Annotated in this window: 19 protein-coding genes; 15 read left to right on the forward strand and 4 right to left on the reverse strand. The window is 38.0% G+C overall.

Annotation, left to right across the window (positions count from 1 at the left end; translation table 11 throughout):
* The 3 genes from ACW6QP_RS14490 to ACW6QP_RS14500 form a co-directional block, all read left to right on the forward strand.
* The coding region (locus ACW6QP_RS14490) for a SusC/RagA family TonB-linked outer membrane protein (protein ID WP_457911591.1) at positions 1-2,845 on the forward strand (2,845 nt) is incomplete at its 5' end.
* 9 nt (positions 2,846-2,854) lie between these two features.
* The gene (locus ACW6QP_RS14495) at positions 2,855-4,243 is read left to right on the forward strand and encodes a RagB/SusD family nutrient uptake outer membrane protein (RefSeq protein WP_457911592.1); all 1,389 of its coding nucleotides are present in this window, start codon (positions 2,855-2,857) and stop codon (positions 4,241-4,243) included.
* A gap of 10 nt (positions 4,244-4,253) precedes the next feature.
* Positions 4,254-7,103 carry an insulinase family protein gene (locus ACW6QP_RS14500; RefSeq protein ID WP_457911593.1) on the forward strand — a complete coding sequence of 950 codons (2,850 nt, stop codon included), beginning with the start codon at positions 4,254-4,256 and terminating at the stop codon, positions 7,101-7,103.
* A 51-nt stretch (positions 7,104-7,154) separates the two neighbouring features.
* Here the strand turns inward: ACW6QP_RS14500 and ACW6QP_RS14505 are convergent, their stop codons facing one another.
* The 4 genes from ACW6QP_RS14505 to ACW6QP_RS14520 all read right to left on the reverse strand — a co-directional run bounded on the left by ACW6QP_RS14505 (position 7,155) and on the right by ACW6QP_RS14520 (position 9,278).
* Positions 7,155-7,421 carry a DUF6520 family protein gene (locus tag ACW6QP_RS14505; RefSeq protein WP_457911594.1) on the reverse strand — a complete coding sequence of 89 codons (267 nt, stop codon included), beginning with the start codon at positions 7,419-7,421 and terminating at the stop codon, positions 7,155-7,157.
* A 54-nt stretch (positions 7,422-7,475) separates the two neighbouring features.
* Positions 7,476-7,946 carry a MauE/DoxX family redox-associated membrane protein gene (locus tag ACW6QP_RS14510; protein ID WP_457911595.1) on the reverse strand — a complete coding sequence of 157 codons (471 nt, stop codon included), beginning with the start codon at positions 7,944-7,946 and terminating at the stop codon, positions 7,476-7,478.
* A 75-nt stretch (positions 7,947-8,021) separates the two neighbouring features.
* On the reverse strand, positions 8,022-8,888 hold the full coding sequence (locus ACW6QP_RS14515; protein WP_457911596.1) for a helix-turn-helix domain-containing protein: 867 nt from the start codon (positions 8,886-8,888) through the stop codon (positions 8,022-8,024).
* Entirely contained in the window at positions 8,889-9,278 is a 390-nt protein-coding gene (locus ACW6QP_RS14520; RefSeq protein WP_457911597.1) for a DUF7793 family protein, read from the reverse strand.
* 219 nt (positions 9,279-9,497) lie between these two features.
* On the opposite strand from ACW6QP_RS14520, the gene ACW6QP_RS14525 reads away from it, so the two are divergent.
* From ACW6QP_RS14525 to ACW6QP_RS14580, 12 genes are all read left to right on the forward strand, one after another.
* Positions 9,498-11,867, forward strand: coding sequence for an aminotransferase class I/II-fold pyridoxal phosphate-dependent enzyme (locus tag ACW6QP_RS14525; protein ID WP_457911598.1), 2,370 nt, complete (start codon positions 9,498-9,500; stop codon positions 11,865-11,867).
* Positions 11,868-11,976: 109 nt separating this feature from the next.
* A complete protein-coding gene (locus tag ACW6QP_RS14530) occupies positions 11,977-12,792 on the forward strand; it encodes an RteC domain-containing protein (RefSeq protein WP_457911599.1) in 816 nt (271 codons plus the stop codon).
* A gap of 286 nt (positions 12,793-13,078) precedes the next feature.
* The gene (locus tag ACW6QP_RS14535) at positions 13,079-13,363 is read left to right on the forward strand and encodes a helix-turn-helix domain-containing protein (protein ID WP_457911600.1); all 285 of its coding nucleotides are present in this window, start codon (positions 13,079-13,081) and stop codon (positions 13,361-13,363) included.
* 2 nt (positions 13,364-13,365) lie between these two features.
* Positions 13,366-14,184 carry a hypothetical protein gene (locus tag ACW6QP_RS14540; protein ID WP_457911601.1) on the forward strand — a complete coding sequence of 273 codons (819 nt, stop codon included), beginning with the start codon at positions 13,366-13,368 and terminating at the stop codon, positions 14,182-14,184.
* Entirely contained in the window at positions 14,168-14,830 is a 663-nt protein-coding gene (locus ACW6QP_RS14545) for an ATPase (protein ID WP_457911602.1), read from the forward strand. The genes ACW6QP_RS14540 and ACW6QP_RS14545 overlap by 17 nt, the downstream gene beginning before the upstream one ends.
* Positions 14,831-14,990: 160 nt before the next feature.
* Positions 14,991-15,785: a hypothetical protein gene (locus tag ACW6QP_RS14550; RefSeq protein WP_457911603.1), complete on the forward strand. Its 795-nt coding sequence runs from the start codon at positions 14,991-14,993 to the stop codon at positions 15,783-15,785.
* 185 nt (positions 15,786-15,970) lie between these two features.
* Complete coding sequence (locus tag ACW6QP_RS14555) at positions 15,971-16,714, forward strand: glycosyltransferase family 25 protein (protein ID WP_457911604.1); 744 nt, start codon at positions 15,971-15,973, stop codon at positions 16,712-16,714.
* Between the two features lie 288 nt (positions 16,715-17,002).
* Positions 17,003-17,287 carry a hypothetical protein gene (locus tag ACW6QP_RS14560; protein ID WP_457911605.1) on the forward strand — a complete coding sequence of 95 codons (285 nt, stop codon included), beginning with the start codon at positions 17,003-17,005 and terminating at the stop codon, positions 17,285-17,287.
* On the forward strand, positions 17,287-17,556 hold the full coding sequence (locus tag ACW6QP_RS14565) for a hypothetical protein (protein ID WP_457911606.1): 270 nt from the start codon (positions 17,287-17,289) through the stop codon (positions 17,554-17,556). The genes ACW6QP_RS14560 and ACW6QP_RS14565 overlap by 1 nt, the downstream gene beginning before the upstream one ends.
* On the forward strand, positions 17,547-19,946 hold the full coding sequence (locus ACW6QP_RS14570) for a TraG family conjugative transposon ATPase (RefSeq protein ID WP_457911607.1): 2,400 nt from the start codon (positions 17,547-17,549) through the stop codon (positions 19,944-19,946). Before ACW6QP_RS14565 ends, ACW6QP_RS14570 begins: the two co-directional genes overlap by 10 nt.
* Positions 19,943-20,515 (forward strand): conjugal transfer protein, encoded by a 573-nt coding sequence (locus tag ACW6QP_RS14575; protein WP_457911608.1) that lies wholly within the window; start codon positions 19,943-19,945, stop codon positions 20,513-20,515. Before ACW6QP_RS14570 ends, ACW6QP_RS14575 begins: the two co-directional genes overlap by 4 nt.
* Before the next feature lie 6 nt (positions 20,516-20,521).
* A complete protein-coding gene (locus ACW6QP_RS14580) occupies positions 20,522-21,343 on the forward strand; it encodes a hypothetical protein (RefSeq protein WP_457911609.1) in 822 nt (273 codons plus the stop codon).
* The last annotated feature ends 4 nt before the right edge of the window (positions 21,344-21,347 follow it).

Genomic DNA, 21,347 nt, shown 5'->3' on the forward strand with positions numbered 1-21,347 from the left:
TTTGCCCATTGGCGGCGCCACCGTTGCCATAGAGGCCACAAACCGCGGTACCATCACCGATATGGATGGTAACTTCAGCCTTCTTGCCCCACCTAATGCGGTCCTGGTAATTTCTTATTTAGGTTTTACCACCCAAAACATCCCGGTAGAAAACCGTGATGAAATTCACATCATCCTCGAAGAAGACATAGATGCCCTGGGTGCAGTAGAGATCAATGCCGGGTACTACAACACCACCGAGCGCGAACGCACGGGGAACATTTCCCGGGTTAAAGGAGAGGAGATAGAACTTCAACCTGTTGTAAGCCCATTGCAGGCCTTGCATGGGAGGATGGCAGGAGTGGAGATTGTGCCCCGGGGAAATTTGCCCGGCCAAGCCTCAACCATTAGAATTAGAGGAACTAATAGCCTTAGAGATGAGGGTAATTTCCCTCTATATATTATAGATGGTGTGCCTGTTAATTCTTCTCCAATTGAAAGCCGGTCTATTGCAGGGTCTGGTTTAAATGGTTTTGATCCATTAAATACACTAAATCTCTCCAATATTGAGAGTATAGAAGTTTTGAAAGATGCCGATGCTACCGCTATCTATGGCTCGAGAGGAGCCAACGGGGTGGTATTAATAACTACAAAGTCCGGCAGACAAAAATATTTTAGTATAGAAGCAGCCGTATATACCGGGGCTTCCAGTTTGCCTAATAAAATGGAATTATTAAATACGCAGCAGTATTTACAAATAAGAAGGCAGGCTTTTGAGAATGACGGTGTAGAGCCTACACAATTTAATGCCTATGATCTTTTAATTTGGGATCAGGATAGATATACCGATTGGCAGGAATTCTTTTATGGAGGTACCGCGCCCGTAACGGATATTAATGTAAGTGCAAGTGCCGGGAATGCCAATACCAGTTTTAGGATTGGTGGGTCTTATCAAAATCAGGGTTCTATTTATCAAGGTGATTATAATTATAATAAGTTAACCACCAGCCTGAACCTAAATCATTTAACTAATGATGAACGCTTTAGGGTAAACTTATCTGTAGATTATGGCATTGATAAAAATATTCTGGCTGGTAGTATAAACTTGTCTACACCAGCTTTTCGATTAGCTCCCAATGCACCAAAGGTATTTAATGAGGATGGCAGTTTACATTGGGAAGAGTGGAGTGCAGCAGGCCAAAATAATCCAATGGCCGGATTCTTTAACCGAAGTGAAACCCAGGTTAATAATTTAATAAGCAGTCTGGGCCTCAATTATAGATTAGCAGATGGTTTAGACCTTAGACTAAATGCGGGTTATACCAACTTAAAGAGTCAGGAATTAGTGAAAATTCCTAAGCGTTCATTTAATCCGGCCTGGAACTTTGAGGATAATTCGCAGCACCTGGACATTAGCAGGGAGTCCTGGATTTTAGAACCTCAAATTCATTTTAATACTTCCTTTTTAGGCGGGGAGATTAGCAGTATTCTCGGAGCAACATTTCAACAAAATAATAATGAAAATTTAGAGCTCCTTGGTTCAGGCTATTTTGCAGAATCTCTTATTGGGAATTTAAATGCTGCCGAAGTTATTACAAGCCCCTTGTATACCGATACCCAATATAACTATAGTGCGGTCTTTGGCCGATTGGCTTATAACTGGAAGAGTAAATATCTCATTAACCTTACCGGGCGTAGGGATGGTTCTTCGCGGTTTGGACCGGGAAAGCGTTTTTCCAATTTTGGCGCAATTGGTACTGCCTGGATTTTTACTGAAGAAGCTTTTATAAAACGTTCCTTGCCCTTTCTAAGCTTTGGAAAGTTGAGAGGGAGTTATGGAACTACCGGAAATGATCAAATAGGAGACTATGGTTACTTAGATGCGTACGAGGTTACATTGGGGCCTGGGGGTTTATATCCTACACAATTATTTAACCCTAATTATTCCTGGGAAGTCAATAAAAAGCTAGAGGCAGGTTTAGAAACAGGGTTTTTTCAGGATCGGTTGAGATTTGGGCTAAGCTGGTATCGTAATAGATCTTCTAATCAATTGGTTGGTTTGCCATTGCCCAGTATCACAGGTTTTAACACGGTACAGGCGAATCTTCCAGCTACAGTAGAAAATACGGGGTGGGAAATAGAGTTAAGTTCAATATGGTTTAAATCCGGAAAATTTAATTGGAGAACCTCTTTCAATCTGAGTATTCCAGAAAACAGATTACTAGCCTATCCAGATTTAGAGAACTCACCTTATGCTACCCGGTATAGAGTGGGAGAACCGCTAAATATATCTATTCTATATAGATATACGGGTCTTGATCCCGAGACAGGAGCCTATACTGTGGAAGATATTAACGAGGACGGTAGAATAGATTTTAATGACCGTGTAGAAATAAAAGATCAAACCAGAAAATACTTTGGGGGCATCAATAATTCTTTGAGCTACAAAAATTTTAGACTCGATTTTCATTGGGAATTTGTAAAGCAAGAAGGTACACTATACTATTTTAATGCTGGTAATTTATCGAATCAACGTGCAGTTACTCTTGATGCATTGGAGCCTTCAAGTCGTTTTCAAAGAGTTTCACAAGCATTTCCAGCCTTATTAGGTTACTCGTATATAGTAAATACTGCGTTTCCTTATACCGATGCGTCTTTTTTAAGATTGCGCACCCTAACCCTGGGGTATGATTTCCCTGATTCCATAATCAACTCAATAGGTTTACAAAAGGCTTCACTCTTCATTAATGGACAAAATCTTTTCACTCTAACCAATTATGAAGGAGTTGATCCTGAAATGCCGGTTGGTGGTATTTCGTTTGGAGCCTTAAAATCAATCACTGGAGGAATTAAACTAAATTTTTAAGCTAAAGACATGAAAAATAACATTTTTAAAAGCATATTGCTTGTCTTCGTACTTTCTTCTCTTGTGTCGTGCGAAGACTTCGTAGAAGTAGATTCTCCAAAACACAGAATTGTTGGGGAGGAAGTATTTAATGATCCAGAAACTGCGCAGAGTGCTATGCGCGGGGTTTATAATCAATTAGTTCGACTGGATTATAGTGGGGGTTGGCAAAACAGTGTTACCGCACTTGCCGGTCTTTCGGGAGATAACCTTGATGCCTTAAGACCAGCGAATATTACATATTTAGAATTTGATCACCACGAAATTTTACCTGAAAATTCCCGGAATCTGGGATTATGGACCAGTGCATATAGTGTAATATATATGGCCAATGCTATTATCGAAGGATTAGAGAATTCATCTTTGGAAGAGGAATTGCGAGTATCATTGATTGGGGAGGCAAAATTTATTCGAGCATTTACCTATTTGTATTTGGTGAATTTATATAATGATGTGCCACTAATAATAACTACAGATTTTGAAGAAAATTCAAGTGCCCGTAGAACATCGAGTAATGAGGTTTATCAACAAATAGAAATGGATCTCAATGATGCTATTGAGTATTTACCCGCAGATTATAGAAATGAAGATCGAACTACGGTTAATCAACATACTGCAAGAGCATTATTAGCCCGTGTAAATTTATATCTCGAAAATTGGAATCAAGCCGAAACCCTAAGTTCCCAGGTGATCTCTGAAACCGGGAAATATGAGATTTTAGATAGCCTGAATCAGGTTTTTTTACCGAATAGCAGGGAAGCCTTATGGCAAATCTCGCCAATTGGGAGGGGGAACAATTTAACCCAAACCAATGAAGGCTCAATCTTTATAATTCATCCTACATTTCCAACCTCTTCAGATTTCAAATTAAATGAATCATTAATCCACCTGTATGAACCTGAAGATTTAAGACTCAATCAATGGATAGCTTTCCACGAAGAATTAAGTGTCTTCTACCCCTATAAATATAAGGATCAGAATAGCACCAATAATCTTACCGAGTATTCCATGGTGATGCGGCTGGCCGAGCAATATTTAATTAGGGCAGAAGCAAGACTTCATCAGGGGAATATTGAAGGAGCTGTTTCAGATGTGAATGTTTTAAGGCAAAGAGCAGGTGTAGCACCAGTTTTAGCGGAAAATTTATCGGTTGATGAATTATTTAAAATTATTCAGGATGAAAGAAGAAGAGAACTCTTTTCAGAATGGGGGCATCGTTGGTTCGATTTAAAACGTACGGGGAGAGCCTCGGAATTTTTTGGGTCTAACCCATTGTGGCAAAATACCGATGTGTGGTATCCCATTCCTGATCAGGAACGAATGAAGAACACTAATCTAACCCAGAACCCCGGCTATTAAACTTTATATAATGAAATTAATACATAATAGAAGCATATTATATATCATCGTTATTCTTACAGTTTTAATATGTCCCAGGATAGAGGCAAGAAATACTAAAAATATTGATTCAACTTTTATTAAAAGCGTTCTGCCAAATGGCTTAACATATTATATTAAAAATTTGCCTGAAGCCGGAGATAAAATTTCTATGCAATTTCTCCTCAATGCTGGGAGTAGGGTAGAGGAAGATGATCAGCAAGATATATCTCATGTTATTGAGCATTTAGCTTTTAGAACTACAAAAAATTTCCCTCAGGGCATATCAAATAATTCCGAGCTTTTGAAAAGTATGGGAATGTTTGGAGTGGGAATTGATATATTAGCCTTCAATGGTTCAGCAGGTACAATTTATATATTTAATGCTAATAACCATTATTCTCAAAGTATTGATACTGGTCTGCTCTGGTTTGGAGATATTTTAGGTGGCCTGGCATTAACGGAAACCGATATAGATATTGAGCGGAAGGAAATTATTCAGGAAAGACTGGGCAAAACCGGAGCAAATAGAAAAGACGTAAATGCACCAGATTACGAACTACATAACAAATTATTTCCTTGCAGTAAAAACCAAAAAGGATATGTCAAAAAAATCCAAAATTTCACTTCAGAAAGATTAAGGGCTTATTATAAAGATTGGTATCAACCTAAAAATGCGGCAATCTTAATTGCCGGGAATATCCCTGATATTCACGAACTGGAAGCCAAAATAAAAAAGAATTTTGCGGAATTTGAAAATAGTGAAAACGCAAAACCATTGCGCAACTGTGACCGAGAATTCTATAAAAGACCTAACCAATTTATCTCAGTAGAGCGATCTTCGAACAATTTATCGGCATTGAATGATGAGGAGGTGGGGTTAAGGCTTTTTTATCGGGATTCATTAATGAAGTCTACCACTGGATTAGAAGGGTTTAAACGTCAAATTTTATGGGAAATAACCCTGAACACACTTCATAATTTTATAGAAAAACAAACTCAATCCTATTCTACAGATTTTGAGGTAAATTTGATCAATACCTTTAAGTATAGAAGGGAAATTCCTCCCGCACGATTATTCTCAATTGATGCAGACTCTTCTTCTCTTCTAAAAAGCGTTTCAGAAGTATACTCGTTAATTAGTGAAATTAAAAAATTTGGTCTAACTGCCAGTGAGTGGGAGAAATTAAAAAACTCCAAATTAAAATCTATACAGGGTGTCGCAGAATTTAAACATACAAACCCTAGATTTTGGCTTGAGGATTTCAAATCTAATTTTTGGTATGGTGAAACTCTGTCTGGTACGAAATATCAGGAGTTAAAACAATGGTTGGAGGGGATCGATGTTGATGAAATGAATCAGGTTATTAATAAATATTTGGAGCAATTACCAGAGGATATTGGATTGATAATACCAGAGAACTCAACTTTCAAAATTTCAGAATCACAAATTAGGAAGCTAATAAGGAATAGTTTGAAAAGACCAGTTTCCAAATCAAGTTTTTCCACACCTAATAGCCTTTTAACTGCGCAGCAGGAATCGGGTTTAACTCCTGGTAGCTTTACCAAAATCGTGACAAAAAATGATACCATACAGGAGTTCAACCTTGAAAATGGAATTCAGGTAATTTTAATAGAGGATCCCAATGCAGACAAAATCAGCATTCGAGGATTTCAGAAGAAAGGATTTATGGATATGGATCAAATTGATAAATATTCAATTTCAAATGCACCAGCCATTATAAAACATGCAGGAATGGGACAATTCGATAAGTTTCAAATCGATAGATTTTTAGATTCAATGAATGTTAATCTCCATTTCGTTCCTTATATAAAAAGTAATGAAAGTGGACTCAAAGGTCATTCAGAAGTTAAAGATTTTGAATATTTACTACAGATGATACATTTATATTTTTCAGAACCTCGTTATGATGTAAATGCTTTTAAACATTGGAAAAAACGGCAGCATCAGAATTACCTACGTGTTGGAGCAGAATCACGAGATGTTAATAATGCTGTTGACCATTTTTTTGGGAAGCCAAAAGCTGGGTTTCATGATGGAACTTTTCATTATCAGGGTACACAAAAAGCTTCTTTATCAGGAGCTCATGAGGCTTTCAATACCATCTTTTCTGACTTTAGTGATTTTAAATTCATCATATACGGTCCAATTGAAAAAGAGAGAGTTTTACCAGTAATATCTATATATCTTGGGAATATAAAATCACAAAATAATTTAATTTCAAAGGTTCCACAGTCCAATGTTCTGGAACCACAAGAAACAGGGCCTAAAAAAATATCGCTGGAATCGCCTGAAAATTATAAAAAGGATTTTATTACCTATTCTATAAGATATATAGAAAGGGATCATTATAATTGGAAGAAGATGTTAATGATTCAATTGTTTTCTCAAGTACTTTTTGAAGCATCTATGAAGATGAGTGGTAAGAATGGATTTGCAGCATACACTGTTTCCGTGGGCGGGAAATATAATTGGGATTTATCTCAGTATGAAATTAATCTTATGTTTAATGCTTTTCCTGAGGATTTGGAAAAAATCAAGGTTGCTTCACACAAGTTATTTAATACAATAAAAAACAGGAATTTAAATCAAGATTCTTTTGACGTAGCCTTTAAGCAGTTTCTTTATTTATACGGAATAAATGGAGTAAAGTATGATAACGAATACAATTATTACTTGCATTATAGATACGGTATTCCCCTAGTAGAGATATGTGAAAAAGAAAAATTTTTAAATAGTCTCACTAAGAAGGACTTTGAAGAATTTGTAGCAGGTTATTTAGATGATAAAAATTTGTTTGAATTCGAAATGAAAGATTAACAATGAAAATTAAAAAATTGGGCACCAATATTTAGGTGCCCATTTTAAACATTATTGGATTACGAGGGGTCTTCCATCTCCTGTTTTCATAGAGCTAAGGTTTTGAGAGTCGTACACGGTGAATGTACCCTCACCTGACTTTTGCACCTCACAAGTAATTTGTCCAGTACCACAATCCTGCTCTGGAATTGCTTCCCAGGCTCCATTGCGCTGGATGTAATCATTGTTAGGATCGGCCTCCACTCCAACAGTGGCAAACGACATACCTACGGCAAATACAAATGCCAATAAGGGTAAAATTAAATTTCTGGTTTTCATAATAATAAATTTTGAAAATTAATAAATGGCCTACTTTTTTAAACAGGTGTTGGCTTATTTTCCTGCTTTCATCGCGATAAAATTTTTATAGATATATAGGGTATAGGCTAAAAGACCAAGATTGAAAATATTAAAGATCAGGTATTGATTCCAGGAGAATTGAGCTATAAAACCTGTGCAGGAACAGGGCATTTCAAACCCGGCCGCCAGGTTCCAAATCACATAAATCAGGTATAGGCATATAACGCTTATAGCTGCGTATAAGGCTACCGGTCTAAATCTGTTTATAGCTAAGGATAAGGCCAGGATTAGTTCAAAAATCGGTATGATCCAGATCAATATAGCAGCTGTTTGAGGCGTAAAGGAAAATGGCTCGTTTAACCAGATTGCAATAAAAGATTGGTCCAGAATTTTACTGAGTCCTGCAAGAGCAAAAAGCCAGATGAAGTAAAAAATTCCGAACTCATAAACTAGATTTCGAACATCAGTCTTCTTAGAAGTTGGGTATGTGATTTCAGATTTCATTTCCGTAAACTTTAGTATTGTAAAGCTCGGAAATAGCTGTTTGTAAAAAAGTTAGCCTTTTTACTCTAAAGCAGATTACCTGCACTGGGAGGGAGAAACCCCGTAGTGCTTTTTGAAAGTTCTGGAGAAATGCGAATCACTTCTAAATCCGCATTGGGCTGCGATAACCCCTTGAGCAGTATCGCTGTCCCGCAGTAGCTCCAGTGCTCTTTCCAGTCGCTTATGCAGATGATATTTAGCAATGGTTTTTCCATAAATCAGGGGGAAGCCACGTTTTATAAAGCTGGGATTGGTTTCAAGTTTTAGCGCTATGCTTTCAATTGACGGAAAGGGTCTATGCAGGTTATTCATTAGGATATGATGAACCCTGTCTATAATTTCCCTGTTTTTAGAGACATCAAATTTAGTTTTGGGAATTTGTGCATTTTCCCGGAGTCTTACTTTTTGCCAATCCAATAGTGGAACTCTACGGATAGCACTGAGAATTAAAAGCTGGTCATTATTCGAAAAATGGCTTATTCTCGAATCCATTGGGAGATTCAGACCCTCGGGAGTAATGAAATTTAATTCCAGGCTTTTATTAAAGTTTCCGGAAGCCAGAATTCTCGATATTTTCTTTATAGATGCTGCATCAAGGATGTGTTTAAGTTTCTCCAAATTCTTCAGTCCAAAAAAATTTCTTCCGGCTGAATTATAATCTACGATGTTCAAATCCTTATCCACCTGAAATATTAAATGTTCCAGGGGAACCTGATCTTGGGTAGCGGTTAAGCCGGGCATTATATTTTTAAGATGATCGGCCAGCATATTGAGTAAGACTGCAATTGTGATATATTTTTCTTTAAAGAAATTGACGTTCATCTTCATTTCATAGTCACCATTTGCCAAAGCAGTGATGAAATGGGCGATTTGGTCTAACTGTTTATCTTTTCGGTAATACATCTAACTCATTATTTTAGGATAGTTACTTAGAAATATTTTTGCGGAATTCACATCCTGAAATGTTTGAGTAGGGGTTGGGGGCTTGCTGGTGGTGATATAAAATCCAGCCGTAACGAATGTATGAGGATAGCTTACCAGTAAAGCAACTGCAGTAGTTTGAAGAGAACCTTCCTTGGCCAGGTAATCCATAGCCTGCTTATCAGCCTGCACCACTTTGCGTAAATCGCATAGTATGGGGTAGGCCCAATGTTTTTGAACAGAAAGTCTAAGTTTAAGGCATTCCTTAGCTATACTTAAACTTAGATTCTCCAGAGGTTTATATTGAAAGTAGAGAATATTGTTTTCAATCTTTACCTCTGCATATTTATTTGATGCTTTGGCAGAAATCATTATTGTTGCGTTAGTTTGTTGAAATTTAATTAATTAAAGTTGATTATTGGATTAAAATTTTTACCCCTAAGAGCAAATAGCCTCAGATTTCGCCAATTCAATATGCCTTTTAAGTTTAATTTTTTACCCTGAAGTTCATTTAATAATAATTGCCCAGATGGATTAATAGCTCTGTCTAAAACTTTAATTAGTTTGAGGCTAAATTTAAATCCGGGGGCAATGGCAAAAATTAAACACAATAATCCGTTAGATACTATAGATGAAATCATTCAGGATGCAACCAACAACGGAATTCTTCATTTGAATGCTGATGACAGGGAGTTTCAGGGGCGGTTTATAAGTATAGATTCAAACAGGCTGTTTCATTTTGGAACTACAAGTTACCTGGGTTTAGGTCACGACCTTAGAATAAAAGAAGCAGCTATAGATGCGATTAAAAGATACGGGACCCAGTTTCCTTTATCGAAAACCTATATCAGCCATCCTTTATATGCACAGCTGGAAGCGCAGGTACAAAGAATCTACAGAAAACCAATAATTATCACCAAGAACAGTACCCTGGGGCATTTAGCTGTAATCCCAACAGCTGTTAACGATAATGATGCAGTAATACTGGATCATCAGGTGCATTGGAGTGTGCAAAATGCATCGCAGGTTCTCAAAACCCGTAATATCCCAGTACGGATGATACGACACAGCGCTATGGAGATGTTAGAGTATCATATAAAAGCTTTAAAGGATAAGGTGACCAATATCTGGTATATGGCCGATGGGGTGTACTCGATGTATGGAGATTATACACCCATTGAAGGACTAAAACAACTTTGTGAAAAGTATCCTCAGCTGCATATTTATTACGATGATGTGCACGGAATGAGCTGGAAAGGGCCCAACGGTGGCGGATATATTCTGGAGCAGTATCCGGATTTACCTGAAAACATAATACTGGTTGGAACCTTGAGTAAATCTTTCGGGGCCAGTGGAGCTGTGGTAGTATGTCCGGATAAAAAATTACACAGAAAAATCAAAAATTACGGTGGTCCGCTTACTTTTTCAGCTCAATTAGAACCGGCATCTGTAGGAGCTGCAATTGCTGCATCAAAAATTCACTTAAGTGAAGAAATCTATGAGATGCAGAAGCAATTAAAAATGCGAATTAATTATTTCAATGAATTACTCTTAAATTCGAATATTCCGCTTATTCATCATAATGATTCTCCAGTATTCTTTATTGGCACCGGTACTCCGCAAACCGGGTACGCCCTGGTGAAGATTTTAATGGAGGAGGGGTTTTTTGTAAATCTTGGTTTATACCCTGCTGTTCCAATTAAAAATACAGGCTTACGAATTACGATTTCTCTCAAAAATGAAATGGAGGATATACTAAATCTATTTCTTTGTCTTCAAAAGAATTATGCGCGAATACTTTCTAAAACCAACAATAGTTTAGACCAGGTAAAAAGCGCCTTCGGGTTGGAAACCTCTAAAGTAGCAGCTTCAAAAAATTCCGAATTTGATATTCAAATTAGTAGGAGCATTTTAAATTTAGATAAAAATGAATGGGATGAAAAATTTAGTGGCTACGGTGTATATGACTATGAAGGCCTAAAGATGTTAGAGAAAAGTTTTTCCGGTAATCCAGACCCGGAAGAAAACTGGGATTTCTACTATATCAGAATTACCAGGAAGGGTAGGCCTGTTTTATTAAGCTTTCTTACCCACAGTTTATGGAAGACCGATATGCTGCTCCCGGAATATATATCCAGGAAGGTAGAGGAAATTCGGGTCAGTGATAAATATTACCAAACCTCAAAAGCCTTAAGTATGGGGTGCCTTATCTCAGAAGGCCCTCATTTATGGATGGATTCCTCACAATCAGGTAAAGTGTTTCATCAATTTTTAAAAGTACTGGATCAAATTAAAGCCGATACTAAGGCTGATACCCTGGTGCTTCGGGATTTTGAACCTGAATTTAAGTTTGAAAATGAGATCAGAAAACAGGGCTATATGCAGTTTCAAATGCCGGATTCCTGCATACACTTCCTGGATTGGGAAGAAGATTTTTCCAGGTCATTAAGCAAAAGAAACCGACGACATTTAAAAAATGATGTTTTAAAGTATACCTCATTAGTAACAGTCAAAAAGGTTGAAAAGCTGACAGAAGAATTATTGCAACAGGCCTACCAGCTCTACAGGAATGTGAAAGAACAGAATCTTGCTTTAAATACTTATTACTATCCTATCAGGTTTTTTCAGCAAATCAATTCGAGTAAGGCCTGGGAATTTTTAATAGCCACCCATCCTGATGATTCCAATAAACTTATTGGGGTGATGTTTATTTATAAAAACAATTCCACCTCTGTCCCTGCGCTGGTAGGCCTGGATTATGGCTATAACGAAGAGTTTTCAATTTACAGACAGCTTTTGTATTATACTATCCTTCAAGCCAAAGCTGAAGGTTATAGGAAGCTGGACTTAGGCTTTAGTGCCAATTTCGAAAAGCAAAAATTAGGAGCCAGGATATTCCCCAAACTTGCCTATATACAAATGGATGATAATTATGCGATGGAGGCTTTACAGGCATTATAATGAAAATTATATATTCTAACTCCCCCCATAATATCTTACCAATTTGAAGATAGCCCACTTACGCAATTATATATTATCTCTTACTTATACTAAGATGTTCAGGAAAATAATGTCAAAATTTTCAGAGGAAATTGAAAGCCTTATTCATGCAGAAAAAACTGAAATGAGAAAGGCCGATCAGGGTATTCGTCTTTGTATAAAAACGCTTTGGGCACTGCATAAGGAGGTTAATAATAAGGGATTTGAAGATGTGGCCGAAGAGATTGAATTCTTCAAGCACGTAAAACCCGTTCCTATGAGCTACCTAATTTATTTTACAGAAGTAAAAACCTGCGAGCTTTCCATTCCTAAAGTTGGAAATTCCCATAAGATTAAATTCCTGCAGAAAGAGATCAAGAAGCTCAATAAATTCTTTACTGCCAATAATAGTTTTGTGAACTATATGGAACAGTGCCATAACTACCTGGACCAGCAATTTTTTCTACGACAGAATCGCACCGATTTCACTTTTATTCTATCTGTAAATTATTATCAGTATCCTGAGTTTTCGACATCTCACGATATGCTTTGGGCAAAAACCCAGGCCTATTATCGTTACATTCACTTTGTGCGCGAAAAATTGGAAAAGCTTCAGCCGGGTAGTCACAGCAACTATCGGGAGCGCCAACCCAACCTTTTGGTGTGGTCGGGTTCAAAGACCGATTTGGTAGAACTTATCTATGCCCTGCATTCTTCCAGTTACATCAATCACGGCACACCCGATATTCATACTATCTCAAGCGCATTTGAGGATTTTTTCAATGTGAAGCTGGAGAATGTATACAAAACCTATTCTGAAATAAAAGCCCGAAAAGCCTCCCGAACCCGACTTTTAGACAACTTAAAAGTAAAATTCGAAGCCCGTATGGCAAAGGATGACCAATAGTTTGAAAATGTAATTTCTCTCCCATAATTATTCGTATTCCGAAGAAACTACGAATAATTAATTCTCCCGAATTACTCCATTAATCTCACCAATCTTTGATTTGCCAAGCCCTTATTTAGGGTGAAACAGCTCCATTTATTGGCTATGTTAAAGTTTTTCGACCTGTGAGAGCTATGGTGAAGGAAACCCGAAAATGCCGGCCAATTTTGTAATTGAAAGTCAAATCCACGGGGCTATCCCTTAAAACCTATAACCTGCGATAGCCCCTTTTTTAAATCACAAAATTATGCCAGCAAACATTCTTACCACCGATGATCTCCATGAGTTTAAATTAGAACTATTCAAGGAGATGGAAGTTCTCTTCAAAAAGCAAAAAAAGGGAGGATTAGAAAAGTACCTGAAATCCTCTGATGTTATGGACCGCCTGCAAATTAGCCCCGGTACACTGCAAAATCTTCGTATTAATGGCAGTTTGCCATATGTAAAAGTAGGCGGACTTATTTTCTACGATTCCCAGGATATTGAAAAATTACTGGAACAGCATAAGGTTCATAATACTTTAAATCACTAGTTATGAATTATATCAAGTTACTTCATGGAGCTTTGACCAAATTCTACCATGATGACAGGCCGGCGGCTATACATCTAAGTTTATATGTAGCGCTTTTTCAGTTATGGAATGCCAATCGTTTCAATCCGGAATTTCGAATCGTAAGAAGAGAGGTGATGCAGTTATCTAAAATCGGGTCTCACTCTGCCTACCACCGCGCTATAAGAGCTCTGGATAAGTGGGGTTATATTCGGTATTACGCCTCTAAAAATGCTTTTGAAGGGAGCAGGATTAAAATGAAATCCTTAATTGCTTTGGAGGAAAATATTGAAGAAAAAAAAGTGGGATACCCCAAAACCGGAAACGAACAAGCTTCGGGATTCCCCAATCCTTCAGGAACTGCCTTGGCATTGCACACTCCCGAATATGCCCGTGAATTGGAGGTGCGCTATACCGAAATTGAAAGTGAGCCGGTACAGACCAATCCCGATTTGAGCAGGAACGAGGGATGCACCAGTCCCGAATCGGAACAAGCTGTGGGATCTATATATAAACCAAATAAACATAAACCAATTAAACAACAAATTACTTTAATACCTAAAAATGAATTTGAAGTAAAAGAATTTTTTAAAATTAATAAAGGGGAGGTAGCAGATGCTTTATACTTTTTCAGTTATTACCAGGATAAAGATTGGCATACCGCAAAAGGTGAGAAAATTACTGATTGGAAATCCCTGGCGAGCTGGTGGATTAAAAACTCCAAAAAAAGAACTTCTTCCAGGCCCACTCAAGATGATCATTTAAAAACGGCAAAAATCAAAAATTATGCTCAACCCCTCTAGAATTCAGGAAGGCGGGGTGGTGTACACCCTGGGCAAATTTGATGGCCAGTGGGTCACATATGATTTCAATAAAATTTTGATTTATCTCGAGGTGAAGGGCAAGCTGATGTTCGGGAAGCAATTTAAAATTTATAGAAAGGACCATAAAATTCTTCGCCGATTGTGTGGATATTTTATCAGAGATGAGGCCGGTTGCAGGCGATATAATATCGATCCTGAAAAAGGTTTACTGCTCACCGGCCCGGTAGGTTGTGGGAAAACAAGTTTGATGAAATTACTAAAATACATAGTGCCGCTTCAAAGGCCTTATGAAATGATTCCCTGCAGGAATGTGGTTTTTAGTTTTAATCATTTAGGCTACAAAACGGTAGAAGACTATGGAGATTCCAGTTTTTTTTGTTTCGATGATCTGGGCCTGGAGCCTCCCGGTCGCCACTACGGCAAAGATTGTAATGTAATGGCAGAGGTACTAATATCCAGGTATGAACTATTTATGAATACCAACAGAAAAATAAAAACCCACGCCACTACAAATTTAATGGCTGAAGAGTTCGAAGAGCGTTATGGGCATAGAGTAAGAAGTCGAATGCGTGAACTTTTTAATTTGATTTCCTTTGATCCTAATGCCCGGGATAAGAGAAATTAGAAAGATATTTTTTTAACGAAAATCTTGGACTTATTTAGATATAATGTCCATTAAATGCGACGATAATATTACGGTTTAACCGTAATTGTTTTACGGTCATTAAAATGAGGTTAGAGAATTTTAATTCTATTTTGGTTGTATAACAATAAACGAAAATATTATGAAAAATTTTTTACTCTTAATTTTTGCAATTGCCTTAATTGGTGCGTGCTCCAAGAACACTACTTCTGAATCAAAACCAGAGGATGAAAATTCAAGTTTAATTGCTAAGCATGAAATTATCGACTCTTTGATCTACGTCTACGATGGAGAAGAATATATGATAGAATTTATTCTTGAAAATGATGAATTAGTTCCAATCACTACATCAAAAGCTTATTTAAAAATTGAAGGAATTATGAATGATTCAAATTCAGCTGTATTCATTGATAGTGCGACAAGCAAACGATACCTTTTTAACAATGAATCAGATATGAATAAATTCATTGAGGAAAACAGCAACCTTTTTAAAAGTGAGCAGATGATTGATCCAGGCGATGGCTGGGGCGGTGGTGGTGGAGGTAGTGGTAGCGGCGGTTCTACCACTCAAACTCATGATTTAATGTTGTATATTCATGGTACTTATGGTGGTGCTGTACAAGGATTAAACTATAGTTCCCCTAATCTGGACGTATATGGTTTTCATGATGAAGTAAGTTCTTTAAAGATCCGACCACTTCCTACGGGCCAAAAAGTAATACTTTGGGAGGATATAAACTATGGCGGGAAAAGAATAATCATAGAGCCTAATGGCTATCAAATTAATATAGCGTGTTTGTGTGATTATAAAATAGGAAGCTCGGGACCCCATACTATTTACATTACAGGTGGAGCTGGAGTTGACCCCGGCTCAATCTGTGGGTTTGCTTGTAATTCTTGGAATGACGAAGTTTCCAGTATACAATTTATCAAATAGCTCCAATTAAAATGTAGAAGGCTTTCAGATTAAGTATTTGAAAGCCTTTTCTATTTTATCATTTTATTTTCCAACAAAATTGTAAATTTTCCTTTTTTGTAATTGCATCTTACTAAATACATTTGCCATTATTTTTTATTTATTACGCACTTAGCTAAGTTATCTTAGTAAAATTTTAAATTGATATGAGTATTAATGCTGTGATATATATAGTTAACCTGGACAGAGCTAAGGAACGCAGAGATTCAGTAGAGAAAGAGTTAAGGAAAACTAATTTACCATTTCAATTTATATCTGCGGTCGATAAAACAACGGTAGCTAATTATAAGTATAAGATCCGGAATCAATATAAGCGGCCCCTTATTACTACTGAAATAGCTTGTTATTTAAGCCATTTAAAGGTCAAAAAATTATTCCTTAAATCAAATTACGACTATGCTATTATTTTAGAAGATGATGTTGAACTACTGGCAAATTTCGACACCGTAGTTAAAACAATTATTACCCAATATAACACTCTACCCAAAAAACATCAATGGGATGTATTAAAATTACCTTCATTTGGGAAAAAGAATTTAATTAAGGTATATGATATAGATTCTTACCATTCTTTATACGGTGGATCAGTTGCAATTACTACCATGGCTGCCATTTGGACTAAAACGGGAGTTAAGAAATTTTTAGGCAAAGCAGTTTTAAAAGATGAAGCAATAATTAATATGCCTATAGACTGTGAATTACAAAGAGCCTGGAAGTATAATTTGAAAATATATAATATTGCTCCACCTATTGTTAGAGGCAAAGAATTTGGATCTCAGATAAGGCCTAAAACTAAGTTAAGATCAAAGCTTATAAATAGAGTAAACTACGAAACGAGAAAGTTACTCCCTAAATTTTATTTATATCTAACTACATTATTTAATAGATAAACGAGATCCCGGCTGGCATCATACCACGACTTGTTTAATACTTCTTATTCCTTATGTCATTTTCGAAAAAGTGACGTTTTGCACTCCTTTCTAAGTATATCAACCTTTACTTATTAACATTCTTCTTTAAAAATTCTAAAGAATTTGCAGGCAAATACCTCCAAATTAAAATAAGCTTCAACATTTATTATTTATTCACAGATTATTGATAATCAGCTTATTGAGCTATTAGTTGTGGTACTTTTCAAATATGAATTTATCACATAACCAATTTTAAACCAATAGCTTATGAAACGATTTGTATGTAGCTTATTAATTTTCTTACTCGGATTTCCGGCCTTTGCACAAATAGGCGGAATCGAGAATTCGGTAGCAGATATTTCTGATACCATTCGATCTATCTTTCCCATTATACTAGGAGTAATTTTCCTGGTAGGTTTTCTGTTTAATGCCGGGCATTTTTTCGGAGAAAATTCAGATTTAAAAAAGGGAATAACCCGGGTGCTGGTCTTTGTACTTATTGCAGGGGCAGTAGTGGGCATTTTCACCTATCTCATCGGAATCGTGGTATAATGAAACAGTTTGAAGTATATCGCGATATGCGCAGAAGTGCGCTCATCTTTGGGCTCCCTGTGGCCGGATTTGCCGAGCTTATGGGATCGGTAATTCTATCTCTGCTTATCATCATTTTTTCTTTCTATTTATTGATAGTGGTTGGATTGGTGATTTGGAATGCGGGGCTGTATATAGCACTGCTTCGCTTTAAAAGCATCAGGCTGCCCTTTCAAACCGGTGCATATCCAGGGCTTATTTCTAATAAAAAACCAGGCTTATGGGTATGAATTTACATCAGTATTACCCGGTAATCCTGCACGAGGAGGGTCTCACTTATATGGCCGGTGGAAACGTAATTATGGGGTTTGGTCTGGAACTTCCGGAGATCTATTCACTCTCTGAAGCCGATTATGAAAAAGTGCATAATCACTGGTTCCAGGCTTTAAAGTCTCTACCGGCCAAAATAAGTGTGCACAAGCAGGATATGTATCTGGAACAAAACTTTGAAGGAACTTTTTTAAAGAAAGATACATTTCTCTCGAGGGCCACTTACCGGCATTTTCAAGGAAGAAAGTATTTATCGCATCAATCCCATATTTTTTTCAGCTGGCCGGCCAGTAAGGACCTCAGCAAGAAATACGCTAATCCCTTTCGGAAGATTCCCCGGCCACTACCAAAAGAAGATTATGGGATATCGGTATTTAGCCAGGCGGTGCTTGAAGCGGTAAGCTATCTGGAAAACTGCGGCTATTTTGGGGTTAGACCTTTAGGTGAAGAGGAGATATTGGACCTTACCAATGGTTTTTTCAATGCTTTTGGTAAGGATGTGGAAACCGACATCGTCACCCAGACTGATCATATCAATATTGGGGGAAGGCTGTGCCGGCAACTCATCATTAATCACGAAACCAGTTTTGGTGCGCCTCTACAAACCAGCAAGCCTTTGAGCAAGGCAGGTACCGGTCAAATGAATTTCCACCAGGGATTTTTGGATGAATTGGGGTTAGAATTGCCTTGTAGTCATTTAGTAAACCAATTGATCTATCTGGATGATCGATTGCGCTGGATTAAGCAATTAGAGACCAGGAGAATGGAGCTTCAGAAAAGTATCAATTTCGGGACTCAGAATAAAATAATCCTGGAGCGGATTGAAGCTTTGTTAAGCAAGATCAACCGGGATGAAAACTCCAGGATAATCAGGGGTCAAACCAGCATTTTGTTTTACGCCGATTCCCATAAAGCGCTTTCTCATCTTACTGCCCAGATCAAAACGGTGTTGAAAGAGTTGGATATAAGTGTGTATCAACCCTCCGGAAATAATCTTCAGCGTAGTTTTTACGGTGCTTATTTTGGGTTCAGTGATAACCTCCCGGATCAGGATCTGTATGTAACCGATCTAAAACACGCGCTTTGCCTGTGGATTAATAATACCAATTACCGCAGTGATTCCCAGGGGATATTATTTAACGATCGGTTAAATAATCTTCCGGTTTTAAAAGATGTCTGGGATGAACAAAAAAAGCGGATAAAAGCCAGGAACTTTGCCATCTTTGCCCCTACCGGGGAAGGTAAATCATTTCTGGCCAATAGTATTTTAAGGCAGTTTTACGAGCAGGGCACCCGGCTGGTAATTATAGATCTTGGGGGATCTTACTCAAAGTTTGCAAGGTTATATCCCAATGAGCATGTAATCTTAAATTACGAGCAGGGAAAAAGTCTTGGGATCAATCCCTTTTACCTGGCCAGTAAAGATGACCTGGTCCCGGAGCATGTTGAAGGTCTGGCAGAATTTCTGTTGGAGCTCTCGGCTACCGGTGCCAAGGTCACCAAGGTAAGGCAGGTAGCTTTAAAAAAACTTATCCTGGAATATTACCGCCATTGCGCAGCGCCCTATTCTCTGGAAGCCTTCTATTACTATTTGGTAGGCACCTTAGATAATAACGAGCAAAAGACCAACTCTACTCAAAATCATTTTCAGTTAGAAGAATTCCTTCACATCCTATCAGAATATGTGGGGGAGGGGATGTACAGTTTTTTATTTGAAAGTAAAGAGGATCAGGTTTATCGGCTGGAAGACAAACGCCTTATCATCTTTGAACTGGATCAGGTAAGAGATAATAAGGAATTGCTTTCAGTGATGCTTAAGCTTATCAAATCAGCTATTCAGCGTACGATTTGGCGTAATCGTTCAGAGAAAGGAATGATACTTTTTGATGAGTTCGCCAAGCAGCTGAAATTTGAGAATGTACTGGAAAGTGTGGAGTTCTATTACCAGGCCATTCGCAAGCAAAATGGCGCCATTGGAATCATTTTGCAAACGATTAATCAACTACCCGATAATTCCACTTCAGCCAGCATCCTTGAGAACACCCAGGTCATTTATAGTCTGCATAATGAAAAGGGCTATCAACCTATTATAGATCGGTTAAAACTTTCGGCTCACGATTCCAATCAGCTTAATTCCATCAGGAATAACCTGCGGGCTGAAAGGCCTTATACCGAATTCTTTCTCAAGATCGGAAAACAAAGTAATGTCTATCGTCTGGAGGTACCGCCGGAAGTATTTGCCGCCTATCTCACCGATGGAAAACAAAGTGACTTACTGGATACTTTATATGAACAACAGGGCTCTATGGAGAAAGCCATCGAGGCCTTTTTAAAATCACAAAAGCGATGAAAAAAACTATTTTTTTAAGCCTGCTGAGTTTGATATTCTCAATGCAGCTCTGCAGGGCACAGGGAATGCCTGTGTATGACAACACGAATTTTCTGGCCCTTGGTCAATCCCTGATTGAATCGGCCAAGCAAACTTCAGAATTATTCAAAACCGTTAATTTTTTACGCGAACAAAAAGAGCGAATCGAACAGGTAAGCAGTGTAATTGCAGAGCTGCGCGCCGCCCGTGAAATCATTTCCAATAACCAGGAGCTTTATAATAAGGTGCAAAATGAATTACGGGATATCCTGGCCTCGCCCTATATCAGTAATGCTGAAGTAGATCGCATTAGCGAATCCTTTAACCGATTGATTGAGCAGGCATTGTATGATATAGAATTCCTGCAGGGCCTGCTTACCAGCGGGTATTTAAAAATGACCGATGCTGAACGTCTGGAGATTATGGAAGCTCAGCGTTTGCGCTCCCGGGCGATGACCGAAGAAGTGGCCTTAAAAACCAGGAGGTATCAGGATCTGATAGATTTCAGGAGAATTACTCAGGCTATCAACCAGCGTGAAGCGCAATACTAGGCAGGGATGGATCTGGGACTGGAATACGTAAACGCCATATTTCTTTCGATAAAAGAAACCGATCTGGCCAGTTATGCCATTACCGGAATGAAGGGGCTGGCCATATTATTATTCCTGGTTAATATTTTAATGAAATATCAGGAGTCAGCGGTGGTATCAGACGGCTATACCTGGGGCCTTAGTCCCGGGGAATTACTGAAGAACTTTGCAGTAGTCTTATTGGTACTATTTTCCAGTCAGATTTTAGGGGTGTTCGACGGGATTTTAGTTTCCATTGAAACCCATTACAAGGATGCCGCTCCGGCGCTTATTCCTTTGCAGTTACAGGAGGTAGAAGTAGAGCGGGATATGGGTCTAATGGAAGCCGGCAGCAAAGCCCTGGGCCTGCTTTATGAATATTTGGTCACCCCATTTTATTCAGTAAAACTAATCGCTTTTGTGATGGGCCTGATATTATGGGTGTTGGATTTGTTCATCTATCCATTATTTCTGGCTGAGCGTTTCTTCCTGTTGGGATTGATGCAGGTGATGTTTCCATTAATCATCAGTTTGGCGGTATTTGAAAAGTTTCGGGAGATGGGGTATCGGTTTTTTAGATTATATGCTGCCGTCTATATGATTGTACCGGCCTTCTTTCTGGTAAACATCTTTATCAATCAATTATATGCCGCCCTGCAAACCGAGTTTTGGCCGGGGCTCACCGGAGGAGAAGATGCCGGAGTATTTGCGCCCATCATTCAGCTGGGAACCATAAGCTTTATAGTCCTTTTGAAATTTAAGCTGTATCAACGGGCGATCAATTTCACTTTTAGATTATTTACACACTAAACTA

The sequence above is a fragment of the Salegentibacter haimaensis genome (genome assembly GCF_054121495.1).

Bases quoted from the DNA above. Each gene is read 5' to 3' on its own strand.
- ACW6QP_RS14495 (WP_457911592.1), top strand. From the start codon at position 2,855: ATGAAAAATAACATTTTTAAAAGCATATTGCTTGTCTTCGTACTTTCT.
- ACW6QP_RS14500 (WP_457911593.1), top strand. From the start codon at position 4,254: ATGAAATTAATACATAATAGAAGCATATTATATATCATCGTTATTCTT.
- ACW6QP_RS14505 (WP_457911594.1), bottom strand. From the start codon at position 7,421: ATGAAAACCAGAAATTTAATTTTACCCTTATTGGCATTTGTATTTGCC.
- ACW6QP_RS14510 (WP_457911595.1), bottom strand. From the start codon at position 7,946: ATGAAATCTGAAATCACATACCCAACTTCTAAGAAGACTGATGTTCGA.
- ACW6QP_RS14515 (WP_457911596.1), bottom strand. From the start codon at position 8,888: ATGTATTACCGAAAAGATAAACAGTTAGACCAAATCGCCCATTTCATC.
- ACW6QP_RS14520 (WP_457911597.1), bottom strand. From the start codon at position 9,278: ATGATTTCTGCCAAAGCATCAAATAAATATGCAGAGGTAAAGATTGAA.
- ACW6QP_RS14525 (WP_457911598.1), top strand. From the start codon at position 9,498: ATGGCAAAAATTAAACACAATAATCCGTTAGATACTATAGATGAAATC.
- ACW6QP_RS14530 (WP_457911599.1), top strand. From the start codon at position 11,977: ATGTCAAAATTTTCAGAGGAAATTGAAAGCCTTATTCATGCAGAAAAA.
- ACW6QP_RS14535 (WP_457911600.1), top strand. From the start codon at position 13,079: ATGCCAGCAAACATTCTTACCACCGATGATCTCCATGAGTTTAAATTA.
- ACW6QP_RS14540 (WP_457911601.1), top strand. From the start codon at position 13,366: ATGAATTATATCAAGTTACTTCATGGAGCTTTGACCAAATTCTACCAT.
- ACW6QP_RS14545 (WP_457911602.1), top strand. From the start codon at position 14,168: ATGCTCAACCCCTCTAGAATTCAGGAAGGCGGGGTGGTGTACACCCTG.
- ACW6QP_RS14550 (WP_457911603.1), top strand. From the start codon at position 14,991: ATGAAAAATTTTTTACTCTTAATTTTTGCAATTGCCTTAATTGGTGCG.
- ACW6QP_RS14555 (WP_457911604.1), top strand. From the start codon at position 15,971: ATGAGTATTAATGCTGTGATATATATAGTTAACCTGGACAGAGCTAAG.
- ACW6QP_RS14560 (WP_457911605.1), top strand. From the start codon at position 17,003: ATGAAACGATTTGTATGTAGCTTATTAATTTTCTTACTCGGATTTCCG.
- ACW6QP_RS14565 (WP_457911606.1), top strand. From the start codon at position 17,287: ATGAAACAGTTTGAAGTATATCGCGATATGCGCAGAAGTGCGCTCATC.
- ACW6QP_RS14570 (WP_457911607.1), top strand. From the start codon at position 17,547: ATGGGTATGAATTTACATCAGTATTACCCGGTAATCCTGCACGAGGAG.
- ACW6QP_RS14575 (WP_457911608.1), top strand. From the start codon at position 19,943: ATGAAAAAAACTATTTTTTTAAGCCTGCTGAGTTTGATATTCTCAATG.
- ACW6QP_RS14580 (WP_457911609.1), top strand. From the start codon at position 20,522: ATGGATCTGGGACTGGAATACGTAAACGCCATATTTCTTTCGATAAAA.